Origin of the sequence: Pseudoalteromonas nanhaiensis (assembly GCF_051235485.1) — a bacterium.
Lineage (GTDB): Bacteria > Pseudomonadota > Gammaproteobacteria > Enterobacterales > Alteromonadaceae > Pseudoalteromonas > Pseudoalteromonas lipolytica_C.
Map to the genome: position 1 here is coordinate 16,751 of NZ_JBPNYQ010000003.1, position 14,051 is coordinate 30,801.

At 40.1% G+C, this 14,051-nt stretch carries 12 protein-coding genes; 8 read left to right on the forward strand and 4 right to left on the reverse strand.

The features are described 5' to 3' along the window. Positions 1–150: 150 nt before the first annotated feature. Together ACSFVZ_RS04095 and ACSFVZ_RS04100 are read right to left on the reverse strand one after the other, a co-directional pair. Positions 151–1,362 carry a porin gene (locus ACSFVZ_RS04095; RefSeq protein ID WP_435558169.1) on the reverse strand — a complete coding sequence of 404 codons (1,212 nt, stop codon included), beginning with the start codon at positions 1,360–1,362 and terminating at the stop codon, positions 151–153. 169 nt (positions 1,363–1,531) lie between these two features. Beyond that, positions 1,532–2,050: a TetR/AcrR family transcriptional regulator gene (locus ACSFVZ_RS04100; RefSeq protein WP_138556933.1), complete on the reverse strand. Its 519-nt coding sequence runs from the start codon at positions 2,048–2,050 to the stop codon at positions 1,532–1,534. A gap of 221 nt (positions 2,051–2,271) precedes the next feature. Here ACSFVZ_RS04100 and ACSFVZ_RS04105 point away from each other — a divergent pair, with 221 nt between their 5' ends. The 7 genes from ACSFVZ_RS04105 to ACSFVZ_RS04135 all read left to right on the forward strand — a co-directional run bounded on the left by ACSFVZ_RS04105 (position 2,272) and on the right by ACSFVZ_RS04135 (position 10,823). After that, positions 2,272–3,858, forward strand: coding sequence for an ABC-F family ATPase (locus ACSFVZ_RS04105; protein WP_435558275.1), 1,587 nt, complete (start codon positions 2,272–2,274; stop codon positions 3,856–3,858). Positions 3,859–4,119: 261 nt separating this feature from the next. Beyond that, on the forward strand, positions 4,120–4,602 hold the full coding sequence (gene purE / locus ACSFVZ_RS04110) for a 5-(carboxyamino)imidazole ribonucleotide mutase (RefSeq protein WP_435558170.1): 483 nt from the start codon (positions 4,120–4,122) through the stop codon (positions 4,600–4,602). 1 nt (position 4,603) lies between these two features. Then, positions 4,604–5,752: a 5-(carboxyamino)imidazole ribonucleotide synthase gene (locus ACSFVZ_RS04115; RefSeq protein WP_435558171.1), complete on the forward strand. Its 1,149-nt coding sequence runs from the start codon at positions 4,604–4,606 to the stop codon at positions 5,750–5,752. A 153-nt stretch (positions 5,753–5,905) separates the two neighbouring features. Next, entirely contained in the window at positions 5,906–6,136 is a 231-nt protein-coding gene (locus ACSFVZ_RS04120) for a DUF2798 domain-containing protein (RefSeq protein ID WP_135924483.1), read from the forward strand. Further along, the gene (locus tag ACSFVZ_RS04125; protein ID WP_295507983.1) at positions 6,133–7,065 is read left to right on the forward strand and encodes a YeiH family protein; all 933 of its coding nucleotides are present in this window, start codon (positions 6,133–6,135) and stop codon (positions 7,063–7,065) included. The genes ACSFVZ_RS04120 and ACSFVZ_RS04125 overlap by 4 nt, the downstream gene beginning before the upstream one ends. Next, positions 7,062–8,225 carry an endonuclease/exonuclease/phosphatase family protein gene (locus ACSFVZ_RS04130; protein ID WP_435558172.1) on the forward strand — a complete coding sequence of 388 codons (1,164 nt, stop codon included), beginning with the start codon at positions 7,062–7,064 and terminating at the stop codon, positions 8,223–8,225. Before ACSFVZ_RS04125 ends, ACSFVZ_RS04130 begins: the two co-directional genes overlap by 4 nt. A 105-nt stretch (positions 8,226–8,330) precedes the next feature. Continuing rightward, positions 8,331–10,823, forward strand: a complete 2,493-nt coding sequence (locus tag ACSFVZ_RS04135; protein ID WP_435558173.1) for a prolyl oligopeptidase family serine peptidase — start codon at positions 8,331–8,333, stop codon at positions 10,821–10,823. A gap of 72 nt (positions 10,824–10,895) precedes the next feature. On the opposite strand, the gene ACSFVZ_RS04140 is transcribed toward ACSFVZ_RS04135, so the two are convergent. Then, a complete protein-coding gene (locus ACSFVZ_RS04140) occupies positions 10,896–11,489 on the reverse strand; it encodes a hypothetical protein (protein WP_435558174.1) in 594 nt (197 codons plus the stop codon). 47 nt (positions 11,490–11,536) lie between these two features. Continuing rightward, entirely contained in the window at positions 11,537–12,121 is a 585-nt protein-coding gene (rrtA, locus tag ACSFVZ_RS04145) for a rhombosortase (RefSeq protein ID WP_435558175.1), read from the reverse strand. Positions 12,122–12,207: 86 nt separating this feature from the next. Between rrtA and ggt the strand changes: the two genes are divergently transcribed. Beyond that, complete coding sequence (gene ggt / locus ACSFVZ_RS04150) at positions 12,208–13,965, forward strand: gamma-glutamyltransferase (protein WP_435558176.1); 1,758 nt, start codon at positions 12,208–12,210, stop codon at positions 13,963–13,965. Positions 13,966–14,051 lie beyond the last annotated feature (86 nt).

Here is a 14,051-nt window from a genome sequence, read left to right on the forward strand (position 1 = left end):
AGTCAATAAAAGTGCATCAACGAAATGCTTGAAATTGATGTAACTAGAATCAGTTTATTGATTTGGATTGCGAACAAAAAGCAAAATATTTGAGTGTACATTAATTAGAATATATAAAAGCCCACTAAGGTGGGCTTTATGTAAATACAATTACAATGTGTAATTAAATCCGATGGCAATACCATCATCTTCGGTTTGTGACATCTGTGCTTTTTGCTCAGCATCATTACTTGAAAAGTCACTAAAATCTTTACGCGCTTCGATGTATAAAATAGTGTCATCGCCCAAAAAGTAGTGCAAACCTAAAACAGCAAATTGTCGTTTAAACACATCATTAGGATCAGCATTAAAGTTTGGTTGAATCACGTAATCGTCACCAGCATCAAATATGTTGTAGGCTAAGAAAGTGCGGATATCGTTATCGAAACGGTAACTGACTAACGATTCAGAACCGACAGCTTCTTTAATTAACCGACCTAAATTATCAGTATCATGGTTTTCATTTTTATTGATATTCACTGATGCATACCAACCAGGTTTATTAAAATCACCATAGGTCATACCCACACCATAAATTAGATCTGTTACTGATTGTTTTCGCCCGCCAGCATACAGAATCTCAAATTGGCCTCGGTTTACACCTGCGGTAAATTTAAGTTCATCAGTTGCATAGTAGGAGAGGGCAGCACCATAAGTTGAATTAAACTCAACTTTTTGAGCAGCATTATTACCTTGATCCCATAATGCCTGACATGATGCACGCGAAATATCGGCGATATCGCAGGTATAAAAGTCATCTGATTTTAATTGCGTTTGCAATGCTATATGGACATTTCCCCAGTTGTTACGATACTGCAGTACTTTATCGCCTCGACCAGTACCATTTACTGCTCCATCGTCTTTATTGTAGGTGTAGACCCCAGCAGCATTGCCATCCCATACTAGGCTGTAGTTTGTGTTATAAACCACGTCATACCAAGCACCCCATTGCTTACCTACAGTAATTCGTCCATATTTTTCGTGTTTTACACCAACATAACCTAAACGGTTGTATAAAAACTCGTCTTGCACAGTTTCAAAGCGATTATTGTAAACAATGTCACTATTACCTACAGGGTTTACTCCCCACTCTAGGAATGCCAAGGCTTGCCATTCATTTTTTAGCTGGCGTTTAAAATCCAAATTTATACGGGATACACCATTTACAATTTCAGTCTCACCTTGAGTGCTGATCACTCTGGCATCAATAAAGCCACCAACAGTGACACTGTTTTTATCATCTTTATATATCTCAATAGCATGACTGTTAATTGTGACCATGCTCATACTTGCGATTAATGTTGCTATGTAAGTTCTTTTCATAGAAATCCTTGTTTATACATCGTCCCTAATAAGTGTTATTTTGCAAAAGTAGGAGATTATCAGAGCTAAAATAGGGTAAAAAGTGAAAAAAATCAACAAAGATATCAGTTTTGAGGAATATTTATTCATTTTGAGTTCACTATACTGAATTATCAATAAGTTAATGTAGCTAAAAAATGGACACCTTTTGACTTAATGTTTTTAGCATATCTTTTGTATTGGGTTTGTCTGAGCATAAACCGTGCAATAAGGTCATAAAATAGCAGTCTAGTAGAATGGCTGCTTTAACTTTATTAAAATGCGGTTGATCGGCAAATATTAATGATTCCATCAATCTTATGTGCTGCTCCTGAAACGACTCACTAAACAAACGATCGCTGAAAAGAGGTTTGTAAAACTGATGGTGTGTGCAATAGAATTGATAAAAATACTGTGCATAGTGGCTTATTTTTAAACGGGCAGGGCGGTGGATGTCTGTTTCTTTAGCATGCTCCAACACTTCTGCAAATCTGTTTTCTAAGCAGCCCTCTAAAATAGCAACTTTATCTGGAAAATAATTAAATAAAGTACCCACAGCAATATTACTGGCCGCCGAAATTTGTCTAGTAGAGGTGTCAGAAAACCCTTCTTTTTCGAATAATGACCAAGCAGCATCTAAAATTCGCTGTTCTGTGTTATTATTTCTCATGCTAACAAACTCCTTGTTTTATAATGATTATTTAAAAAGTGAGCGCGCTCACATTCGTTTGTGAGCGTGCTCATTTTATGTGCAGTTCAGCATAGATGCTGTATGTCATTTTGTAAAACTACTGAGTTGATTTATTTAAACTATCATGGCGTGCAAAGCGGCTTTAGTTTAAAATTGCATGCAGATTTGTTTTTACTTTTTACCCGCTGGAGGGTACCGCTATCATTAGTACAGCTAATATCACCATGCAATTTGGTGCTAAACCTTTATTCGAAAATATTTCAGCAAAATTTGGCGATGGAAACCGTTATGGTTTAATCGGTGCGAATGGCTGTGGTAAATCAACCTTCATGAAAATCCTAAGTGGTGAACTTGAGCCATCTTCAGGTAATGTCAGTACAGATCCAAACGAGCGTATTGCTAAACTAAATCAAGATCAGTTTGCTTATGAAGAGTTTTCTGTGATCGATACAGTTATCATGGGTCATAAAGAGCTGTGGGAAGTAAAAAAAGAACGTGACCGTATTTATAGCTTACCAGAGATGAGCGAAGAAGACGGTATGCGTGTAGCAGACCTAGAAACTGAGTTTGCAGAGATGGATGGTTACTCAGCAGAAGCTAAAGCCGGTGAGCTACTGATTGGTGTAGGCATTGGTACAGAGCAACACTACGGTCCTATGTCTGAAATCGCACCGGGTTTTAAACTGCGTGTGTTACTTGCACAAGTGCTGTTTTCTGATCCAGATATCATGCTACTGGATGAGCCTACCAATAACTTGGATATTTACACCATCAAGTGGTTAGAAGACGTGTTAAACCAACGCGACTGCACCATGATCATCATTTCGCACGACCGTCACTTTTTAAACTCAGTATGTACGCACATGGCTGACATCGATTATGGCGAGCTTCGTATTTACCCAGGTAATTACGATGAATATATGTTTGCTGCAACACAAGCCCGCGAGCGTTTACTGAGCGAAAATGCCAAGAAGAAAAGCCAAATTGCAGAACTACAGCAGTTCGTATCTCGCTTCTCTGCAAATGCTTCAAAAGCAAAACAAGCAACATCACGTGCTAAACAAATCGATAAAATTCATCTTGAAGAAGTTAAAGCGTCTTCTCGTCAAAGCCCATTTATTCGTTTTGAACAAGAAAAACAGTTATTCCGTAATGCCTTAGAGCTAACTAACTTAGCGCAAGGTTTTGATGACATGCTTTTCAGTGGCCTTGAAGGTTTAGTTGAAGTAGGTGAGCGTATTGCGATTATCGGTGAGAACGGTGTTGGTAAAACAACATTATTAAATACCCTTGCAGGGCGCTTAGCACCAAAGCAAGGTGAATTTAAATGGTCTGATAATGCTAATATTGGTTATTACGCGCAAGATCATGCTGATGAGTTCGAACAAGACATGAACTTATTCCAGTGGATGGAACAATGGCAACAAGAAGGCGACGACGAGCAAGTTGTTCGTAGTTTCTTAGGTCGTATGCTGTTTTCACAAAACGACATTAAAAAGTCAGTAAAAGTGATTTCAGGTGGTGAGCAAGGCCGTATGTTGTTTGGCAAAATTATGATGCATAAACCAAACATCTTATTAATGGATGAGCCAACCAACCACATGGATATGGAATCTATCGAAGCGCTTAACTTAGCACTTGAAGCATACGAAGGGACATTATTGTTCGTATCACACGATAGACAATTCGTATCATCACTTGCTAACCGCATTTGGGAAATCAAAGACGGCAAAGTTATCGACTTTAAAGGTACATACACTGAGTACCTAGCAAGTAAAGAAGCTTAATTAGCTTATGAGTGATTAAAAGCCATGCATGTCATGGCTTTTTTGTGCTTCTAGAGTCGCATCTTGAGATGGTTTAAAGCGATTTATACTGTGTTTTTGATTTTAACAATAGAGCCACTATTATTTGCAATCAATGCCTTGCCTAAATCGCTTTTAATTCCAACTGAAACTCGCATCTTGAGATGGTTTGGGTATATAATACCCGCCACAAAATAAGGACAAAAGTCCGCTTTTTAGAAAACAATTTACTGAGGTGTATTTATGACTGTTGGCATTATTATGGGTTCCAAATCAGACTGGCCAACGATGGAACATGCGGCGTTAATGCTAGAAAAATTCGGCATTGAATACGAGACTAAAGTTGTTTCTGCTCACCGTACCCCTCAATTACTTGCTGACTATGCAAGCACTGCATCTGAGCGCGGCATTAAAATTATTATTGCAGGTGCCGGTGGTGCTGCGCACTTACCAGGTATGGCAGCGGCCTTTACATCACTACCAGTTTTAGGTGTACCCGTTAAATCTAAAACTCTTAATGGTGTAGATTCGTTATTATCTATTTGCCAAATGCCTAAAGGTGTTGCGGTAGGTACTCTTGCTATTGGTGAAGCGGGCGCAGCAAATGCTGGCCTTTTAGCGGCACAAATTTTAGGTTGTCAACAGCCAGAAATTTTCGCAAAAGTTGAAGCATTCCGTAAAGAACAAACAGACACTATCTTAGCTAACCCTAATCCTGCAGAGTAATATGAATATTCTAATTTTAGGTGCGGGTCAGTTAGCTCGTATGATGAGCTTAGCGGGCGCACCCCTTGATTTAAATGTTGTTGCCTACGATGTGGGTAGTGAAAAAATCATTCACCCATTAACCGGTGAAGTTCATAACAGTACATTACAACAAGCTATTGATAGCGCAGACGCAATTACAGCAGAGTTTGAACACATTCCTGATGATGTACTAACACTGTGCTGTCAAAGCAACAAGTTTTACCCGGGTAAAGCGGCGATTAAAACAGGTGGCGATCGTGCACTTGAAAAAGCATTACTTGATAAAACAAATGTTGAGTGCGCGCCTTATCAGCTAATTACCGAAAAAGCACATCTTATTGCTGCGGTAGAGCGTTTAGGTAAGCCACTTGTGATCAAAACTTGCCAAGCGGGTTACGACGGTAAAGGCCAGTGGCGCTTAAAATCAGATGATCAAATTGACCAAATTTGGTCAGAAATGGCAGATTTCATTGCATCTGGTACCGACAGTGCACCGCATTCTATTATTGCTGAGAAGATGATCCCATTTGACCGCGAAGTATCTATCATCGGTGCACGCGACAAAGCAGGTAACACAGTAATTTACCCATTAACTGAAAACCAACACACTAACGGTGTGCTTACACTTTCAGTTGCAGGTAAAGAAAAAGCTGCAATTCAAGAACAAGCTGAACTGGCGTTCAACAAGCTTGCGCAAGAACTTGATTATGTAGGTGTATTAGCAATTGAGTTTTTTGATGTACAAGGTACGTTATTAGTAAACGAAATTGCACCACGCGTTCATAACTCTGGTCACTGGACACAGCAGGGCACGCATTGCTCTCAGTTCGAAAACCACATGCGCGCTGTTGCAGGTTTACCATTAGGCAGTACAGAATTGCTTCGTCCTACTGCTATGATCAACGTGTTAGGACAGCCTTCAATTCCACACTCAGTACTTGCCACTAAAGATGTTGCAAGCCACTGGTATGGTAAAACGGCTAAACCAGGCCGTAAAATGGGACACATCAACGTATCTGCCAATAATCTTCACCAATTAGGTGAGCGATTAGCTGCACTTGCTGAAATATTGCCAGAGCAAGATTACCCAGGTGTAGCTGCTACCAGCACCCAACTTATTTTAAACTAATCAGTTTAAATTCTTAAAAGCCGAGTTTACCTCGGCTTTTAAATTTTTGGCCTTACGCGCAAACTTCGCTAATTTTGTACCTCTTGTCTCAAAGCACTTGCGTCAGGTTTTTCTTCCTATAGACTAATATTTTTATATTAATATTAGCTTGTTATGTTACATCCTCGATTTAGAACAGTCGTGTTTGCCTTTTTTATGGCGCTGTTTATGTCTGGATTTATGTCTTTAGTGATCAGCATTTTTAACGTTGGTTTAATCGATAACATTACAACCATTTGGCTTAAAGCTTGGGCTTTTGCTTTTTGTGTGGCATTTCCTACCGTTATTGTTGTCGCACCTCTGGTACATAAATTAACCAACAAACTAATCAGAGTGCCGTTGTGATAGCTGAACGCCCAAAACAATTTCTTTTTATTACGCTCTTTTTAGCATCTGCTTTGCCATTTGTTGGTTCTGCTACGGCACTTATAGTCGGTGCACTATTTGCCATGACTTTAGGCAATCCATTTGCAGCTCAGTCACAAAAATTTAGTAAATGGATGCTAAAGTTAGCGGTTATTGGCTTAGGCTTTGCTGTTGATTTTAATCAAGTAATAGAAGTAGGGCGCAGTTCTATTGTGCTTACAATTGTCAGTATTACCGCGATTATTGGTCTTGGCGAAATTTTATCTCAGTTATTTAAGTTAAATAAAAACACCGGTGTACTTATCTCATTTGGAACAGCAATTTGTGGTGGCAGCGCAATTGCAGCTATGGCCCCGGTGATTAAAGCCAAAGATCACGAAGTGGCGATATCACTCGCTGTGGTGTTTTTATTAAATGCTCTTGGCTTAGTGTTGTTCCCGATGATTGGCCATTATTTTGGCCTAACTGAACAGCAATTTGGTGTTTGGGCGGCACTTGCGATTCACGATACCAGTAGTGTAGTGGGGGCTTCAGCCGCTTATGGCGCATCAGCACTTGCTATTGCAACAACCATTAAACTAACCAGAGCAATGTGGATCATACCTTATACAAGCATCGCGGGTGTGTTTTGGAAATCAGATGAAAAAGCAAGTATCCCATTGTTTATATTTGGTTTTTTAGCGGCTGCACTGATTAATTCAAGCTTTCCTGAGTATCAAACACTTTGGCATGCACTCAATGTTGGTGCTAAACAAATTTTGGTAATGACCTTATTTTTGATTGGTAGTGGCTTATCTATTTCAGTCTTAAAACAAGCAGGTATTAAACCTTTTATCATGGCGATGATCTTATGGATCATTGTCAGCAGTATTATTTTACTACTTATAGTAGACGGATTTATTTCATGAAAAACGCTTTATTAACTTCCTCTTTAGCCCTGGCTTTAGGTGTATTTGCTAACAATGCAGTGGCTGCAGATTTACGTGTTGCTACCTTTAACGTGAGTATGGATGCAACCAACTATGCTAAAAAAGGCGAAGCTATTGATAAAGATGCTTTAAGCAAAGCATTAGCGAGCAACCACCAGCAAATTCGCAACATTGCCGAAATAATTCAGCGAGTAAGACCTGATGTTATTTTACTTAATGAGTTTGATTATATTGATGCTGATAAAGGTATTAACGTATTTCGTAAAAACTACCTGCAGGTATCGCAAAATAAGCAGGTTGCCATCGATTACCCATATTACTTTATCGCACCAGTCAACACCGGTTTACCTACCGAATTTGACTTAGATAACGATGGTGTAAAGGGGCATTACAAAGGTGACGCACACGGCTTTGGCTTCTTTGAAGGGCATTATGCAATGGCTGTACTTTCTCGCTACCCAATTGATTTAGATAAAGCGCGAACATTACAAACATTCAAATACAAAGATATGCCAAATGCACAAATGCCTATCGACCCCAAAACAGGTAATGATTGGTATTCTCCTGAAGAATGGCAAGCAATTCACCTAAGCTCTAAATCATTTTGGGATTTACCAATAGATGTAAAAGGCAAAACAGTTCATTTACTTGCGTCGCACCCTACGCCGCCGGTATTCGATGGCCCAGAAGACCGCAACGGTAAGCGTAACCACGATGAAGTGCGCTTAATTGCTGATTACATCAACAATGCTAACTACATTTACGATGATAAAGGCCAAAAAGGAGGCTTAAAAGCGAACAGCCGTTTTGTAATTGTTGGCGATTTAAATGCTGCGCCTGAAGGGGGCAAGGCACGTCCAAATACCACAGACCAAATTTTAAAAAATCCATTAGTGAATACCTCTTTTACGCCAACAAGCAAAGGCGCTAAAGAATCGTATAAAGAAGATTACGCTAAAAATTATACCGCTTATTGGCAAGCCAGAGCCGATTACGTACTGCCATCTAATTATGGTATTGAAATAAATGACGGCAGAGTATTTTGGCCAACAGAAAACTCTGAGTTATTCAGATTAATTGAGGATCGCAATGCCTCTTCTGATCATCGTATGGTATGGCTTGATATCACATTGAAATAAGCTGTTATTAAACGGAAAAGTTTGGCTGTTTATCCTATAAAAATTGCTATTTCATCAGTGCTTCTGCTTAAATAAGGCGAATTATAATTACCCTAAAGAAGCACTATGAATTTCAAAACCACTGCTAATAAAACGTTAGTGGCTCTCGCAGTCGCATCTAGCTTTATGCTAGCTGGTTGTCAATCAACCGCCTCAACGCCTTCTGAAGAACAAGTTACCAATGTAGCACCCGTTGTCGTTACTCCTGCTGACACAGGTTCCGCTGAAATCACGTTAGAGCAAGCAATGGCTCACCCTGATTGGTTAGGTAGTCAGCCTGAGCGTGCTTTCTGGAACGGTGATTCTAACAGCATCGTTTATGCACAAAAGCAACAGGGCAATGAGTTACGTGATTTATACGTTCAAGCAATAAACAGCCAATCTGCATCACAATTAGCGTTAAATAAACTACACACTGTAGGCGCTAAAAATGCTGTTTATTCAGCAGATAAAAAGCAACAGGCTTATGCATTTGAAGGTAATATCTTCGTTAAAAACTTAAGCACTGGGCAAATTACTCAAATTACTCACGATAGCGCACAGCAATCAAAACCACAGTTTTTAACTGATGGTAGCCTTGCTTTTCGTCAAGGTAATGCATTTTATAAAGTTGATTTAGCAACGGGTCGTCAAGTTGAATTAGTAAACTTACACCTAGACGATGCACCTAAAGGTGTACAAGAGCCTGACACTTACATTGCAAAAGAACAGCACAAACTAATTGATTACATTGCGCTGACTCACAAAAACAAAAAAGATCGTGAAGAGCGTAAAGCACAAATCAACGAACAAAACGACAGCATTGCTAACGCGCAGTTTTACTTAGGTAAAGGCAAACGTTTAGCAGATGTTCAGCTTTCACCAAATGGCCAAGCACTCGTTGCAGTAACCACTGAGAACCGTTCATGGCGTGACGAAGGCGATATCATGCCTAATTACATTGCCGATGATGCACGTGTAAAGGCTGAGAAAGTACGTCGTCGTGTTGCTGATGAAAAACCAATCAGCTCAGATGTTATCTACATCGACCTTAAATCAGGCGAGCAAACAACCCTTGCATTCGATACCTTACCTGGCTTTGATGAAGACGTACTTGCGGCTGTTAAAAAAGAAAACTACGCCCGTGAAGGCAAAACTTACAAGTCTGAAAAAGCACCGCGCGCCATCAATCTAATGATGGATTGGGGTTGGGACCAAAGTGCAATCCAATGGAACACAGATGGTTCACAAGTGGCACTTATGCTTGAAGCATGGGACAACAAAGATCGTTGGTTAGCTACTGTTGATACACAAAACAACAAACTTGTTTCACAGCACCGTCTGCATGACGATGCATGGGTTAACTATGCATACAACGATTTTGGTTGGTTGAATAACTCAGATACGCTTTACTACTTATCTGAAGAGTCTGGTTACAGCCACATTTACAAAAAGCCACTTAACGGTAAGGCAACACAGCTAACTAAAGGCCAATTTGTTGTTTCAAACTTAACGTTAACAGCTGATAACTCAGCGATTTACTACAAAGCTAACGTTGAGCATCCAGGTCTTTACGAAATCTATCGTGTAAACCCTGCAAACGGTGAATCTGAGCAAGTAACCAACCTTGATGGTATGACTGATTACCAGTTAAGCCCAGATGAAAGCAAACTATTGCTAACTCATTCAAAAATTATGTCACCGCCTGAGCTTTACGTTGCTGATGCAAAAGCAAATACCCAAGCAACGCAGTTAACGCACACGGTATCTGATGAGTTTTTAGCGAAGAAACTAATCGCACCTAAGATTGTTGCTGTGCCTTCAAGCCACACTGATCAGCCAATTTACGCAAAAGTATATTACCCAGCTGATTATAAAGAAGGCGAAACAGGTAAAAACCGTAAAGCGGTTATCTTTAACCACGGTGCTGGTTACCTACAAAACTCACACATGGGTTGGTCTGGTTACTTCCGTGAGTTTATGTTCCACTCACTACTTGCTTCAGAGGGCTACGTAGTAATGGACATGGACTACCGTGCATCAAAAGGTTACGGCCGTGATTGGCGTACAGCTATTTACCGTCAAATGGGTACACCTGAGATCCAAGATTTAGCAGACGGCGTAAGCTGGATGGCAGATAACGCAAACGTTGATACACAAGCTGTAGGCACCTATGGTGGCTCTTACGGTGGTTTCATGACGTTTATGGCGCTATTCACACAACCTGATTTATTCAAAGCAGGTGCTGCACTTCGTCCGGTAACTGATTGGGCTCACTATAATGGCCCTTATACGTCTAACATCTTAAACCACCCAGATGTTGATCCAATTGCCTATGAAAAGAGCTCACCAATTTACTTTGCTGAAGGTCTGAAGAGCCATTTATTAATTAACGCGCCTATGGTTGATGACAATGTATTCTTCCAAGACTCAGTACGCTTAGTACAGCGCTTAATTGAACTTGAAAAAGAAAACTTTGAAACAGCTATCTTCCCAGTTGAACCGCATGGTTTTGTACAACCATCAAGCTGGTTAGATGAATACCGCCGTATTCATAAGCTATTTAAAGAAACGCTTTAATTCAATAGCGTTAATTAAAAACAGCCACTTTAAGTGGCTGTTTTTGTTTGTAATAGAATTATCCAAAAGGGGTTATTTGCAGTAAAATTCACTCACATCGAGTACAGTCTTGCCTTCCTCTGAGTCGTTTTCAAAAATTAAATTATCACCCTCTAAACTCATTTTATAGTCTCTCATCCATGATATATTGGCTATTAATTCCAATTCATAGCGGTTAAACGAAGCAGGGCACTTTAAATACACATAATGGTGAGCAGTTCCAAAAGCTCCAGGGTCTGATGTGTAGACATAAAAGGTGCGATATTCAAATGCCTTTTCTTGGTGAACGTAATCAGTATTTGAGTTAAACATGATATTGAATAATATAAGTAAGCCAATACCAAAGAACATTAAGCATGAATACAAAATACTAATAATAAGGGTCAAATGAGCAAAAATTTTATTTTTAAACGATTCTTTAACGATACTGTATTTTGCTAACAACAGACAAAACCCAATACAAATTGAGCAAAATACTATGGTGTAATAAATATTATCAAGACTTGCCATAAACGTTGGTGAAACAAATTTTAAATTTACCAATAGGCCAAATAGCTCGGCCAAGAGTGGTCCGTAAAGGCAAAATAGGATAATGCGAAGGTAAATATGTCCTTTATTTTCATTCATTTAAAGTTCCTTTTCGAGTTAAAAAGAGTTGTAAAAAGCGAGTAGGGCTACCCGCGATTTTTTATTATTTTTATAAAGACAGGTAAAGCCAATAGTGTGCCGCCAATTGCGCCAATAAAGTGGGCGTCAATGGCAACATTAGAGGCGATTAGCTGACTCACCGACTCACTCGGGCCTGCAATTTGCTCCCAAATCACTTTAGCCCACGTACCCGCAAACAATAACCAGCCTGAAAACATGCCTGCTTGTACATCTTTAACTGCTCCCCAAATGAGCACTCCGTGCAGTAGAGCACTTAATCCGGTGTAAATATGGATATCAGGGCAAAATAGCCACACACCTAAGCCACACCACAGTGCAAGAATGGAAATATTAAACGCATAGCGAGCAGGGCTTGTATGCTCAGCATGTAGAGCCCAAATTAATAAAATTCCGGCACAATTTAAGCCTAAATGAGGCCAATTTGCGTGTACGAATTGACTGGTGAAAATACGCCAAAACTCACCATTTGCGACTAACTCACGGTTAAATTCAAGATATTCATTTAAGTTGAAAAGTGCAAACAAGGAACTTAGTAGTATTAAACACAATGGGGGCAGAATATATTCTAGTTTCAGGGGCAGGTTTATCATGTTATTTTTGTTGTATCTGAGATTGTGACACTATTGTGCACGTTTAATTTTAAGATGCCAAATACACTACGGGATTAAGTATATTTATGTTATTCAAAACCAAAGCTTTGTTAGCTCTTTCCACTTCATTTATCTATTCAACGGCTCTTTTAGCGACTCCTGCAAAAGTTGAAACACGCGAACCCGAAGCTGCAACCGGCTTTGCCCATAAACAGGTTGTTGAAGGCGATAAGTACATGGTCGCAGCGGCAAACCCTTATGCTGTAAAAGCAGGTCAAAAAATGCTTGAGCTAGGTGGCTCTGCGGTTGATGCTGCTATTGCTACACAATTAGTACTCACACTGGTAGAACCGCAATCGTCGGGCATCGGCGGTGGTACATTTATGATGTACTTCGACAACAAAACCAAAAGCCTAACCAGTTTTGATGGCCGCGAAACCGCACCAAGTAACGCTGATGAAACACTGTTTTTAGATAAACACGGTAAAGCCGTTAAGTGGATTGAAGCCGTGGTAGGTGGTCGCTCTGTTGGTGTACCGGGTATTTTAGATGCCTTTGCTTCAGCGCATAAGCGTTATGGTAAGTTAGAGTGGCAAACCTTATTTGGCCCTGCCATTGAATTGGCTGAGCAGGGCTTTATTGTGTCACCACGTTTGCATCAATTACTTGCCAAAGAGTTAAACCCAGGGGTTACAAAGCTTCCTGTTATTCGTGATTACTTTTTCCCTGATGGTAAACCGCTTGCTGTTGGTACGGTAAAAAAGAATCCTGAACTTGCCGCGCTTTATAAAGATATTGCGAAACAAGGCATTGATGCTTTCTATAAAGGTGAAAACGCCAAAGAACTTGTGCATGCAGTGCAAAACTCAGCGGTAGCACCGGGTACTTTATCTGTTGAAGACTTAGCGAATTATAAAAGCAAAGAGCGTGCTCCAGTATGTGTTGATTATCGCCAATACGAGGTTTGTTCAATGGCTCCGCCAAGTAGTGGTGGTGTCGCTGTATTACAGATTTTAGCCTTACTCGAACATAAAGATATGGCTAAACTAAAACCAAATTCAGTACAAGCGTTGCATTACTTTACCCAAGCATCACGTTTAGCTTTTGCTGATCGTAACGTGTATATGGGCGACCCTGATTTTATGCCAATCCCGACACAAGGATTACTTGATAAAGACTATCTTGCAGGTCGTGCAAAGCTTATCTCTGAAAAAGATGCTCACGCAGAAGCAGGTACTCCGCCAAACTCACTTGCTTATGCACAAGATGATGCTTACGAGCTACCTTCAACAACCCATGTATCGATTGTTGATAGCCAAGGTAATGCGGTTTCGATGACCAGCTCTATCGAAATGGCGTTTGGTTCAACAGTAATGGTGAACGGGTATATTTTAAACAATCAGCTTACAGACTTTGCTTTATCACCAACAAAAGATGGCAAACCTTTAGCTAACCGCGTTGAAGCAGGTAAACGTCCGCGTAGTTCAATGTCGCCAGTGATGGTGTTTAACAAAGACGGCAGTTTACGTTTAGTGGTCGGTTCACCGGGTGGTAGTCGTATCATTGATTACGTTGCTCAAGTGGTAGTAGGTGTGCTTGATTGGAACTTAGATGCGCAAACTGCCATTAATTTACCGCGTATTACTAATCGCAACAATTATACAAGCCTTGAAAAGGGCACTGAACTTGCAAACTTTGAAGCTGATTTTGTTAACCGCGGGCACACAGTTCGTATCCTAGATTTAAACTCTGGTTTACATGCTGTTGAAGTAAAAGACGGTAAACTTTATGGCGCAGCCGATCCGCGGCGCGAAGGCATCGCTTTAAGTGATAAAAGCCACTAAAAACAAGCTCAGCAGCCTTAAAGCTGCTGAGTTTTCATGTATACTATTCGTTGTGCCGTTTAGGGCATAAAATTCATTTTCTTCAA

What these genes read in the sequence shown, in the direction of transcription:
- ACSFVZ_RS04095 (WP_435558169.1), bottom strand. Translation starts at nt 1,362, where the DNA reads ATGAAAAGAACTTACATAGCAACATTAATCGCAAGTATGAGCATGGTC.
- ACSFVZ_RS04100 (WP_138556933.1), bottom strand. Translation starts at nt 2,050, where the DNA reads ATGAGAAATAATAACACAGAACAGCGAATTTTAGATGCTGCTTGGTCA.
- purE (WP_435558170.1), top strand. Translation starts at nt 4,120, where the DNA reads ATGACTGTTGGCATTATTATGGGTTCCAAATCAGACTGGCCAACGATG.
- ACSFVZ_RS04115 (WP_435558171.1), top strand. Translation starts at nt 4,604, where the DNA reads ATGAATATTCTAATTTTAGGTGCGGGTCAGTTAGCTCGTATGATGAGC.
- ACSFVZ_RS04120 (WP_135924483.1), top strand. Translation starts at nt 5,906, where the DNA reads ATGTTACATCCTCGATTTAGAACAGTCGTGTTTGCCTTTTTTATGGCG.
- ACSFVZ_RS04130 (WP_435558172.1), top strand. Translation starts at nt 7,062, where the DNA reads ATGAAAAACGCTTTATTAACTTCCTCTTTAGCCCTGGCTTTAGGTGTA.
- ACSFVZ_RS04135 (WP_435558173.1), top strand. Translation starts at nt 8,331, where the DNA reads ATGAATTTCAAAACCACTGCTAATAAAACGTTAGTGGCTCTCGCAGTC.
- ACSFVZ_RS04140 (WP_435558174.1), bottom strand. Translation starts at nt 11,489, where the DNA reads ATGAATGAAAATAAAGGACATATTTACCTTCGCATTATCCTATTTTGC.
- rrtA (WP_435558175.1), bottom strand. Translation starts at nt 12,121, where the DNA reads ATGATAAACCTGCCCCTGAAACTAGAATATATTCTGCCCCCATTGTGT.
- ggt (WP_435558176.1), top strand. Translation starts at nt 12,208, where the DNA reads ATGTTATTCAAAACCAAAGCTTTGTTAGCTCTTTCCACTTCATTTATC.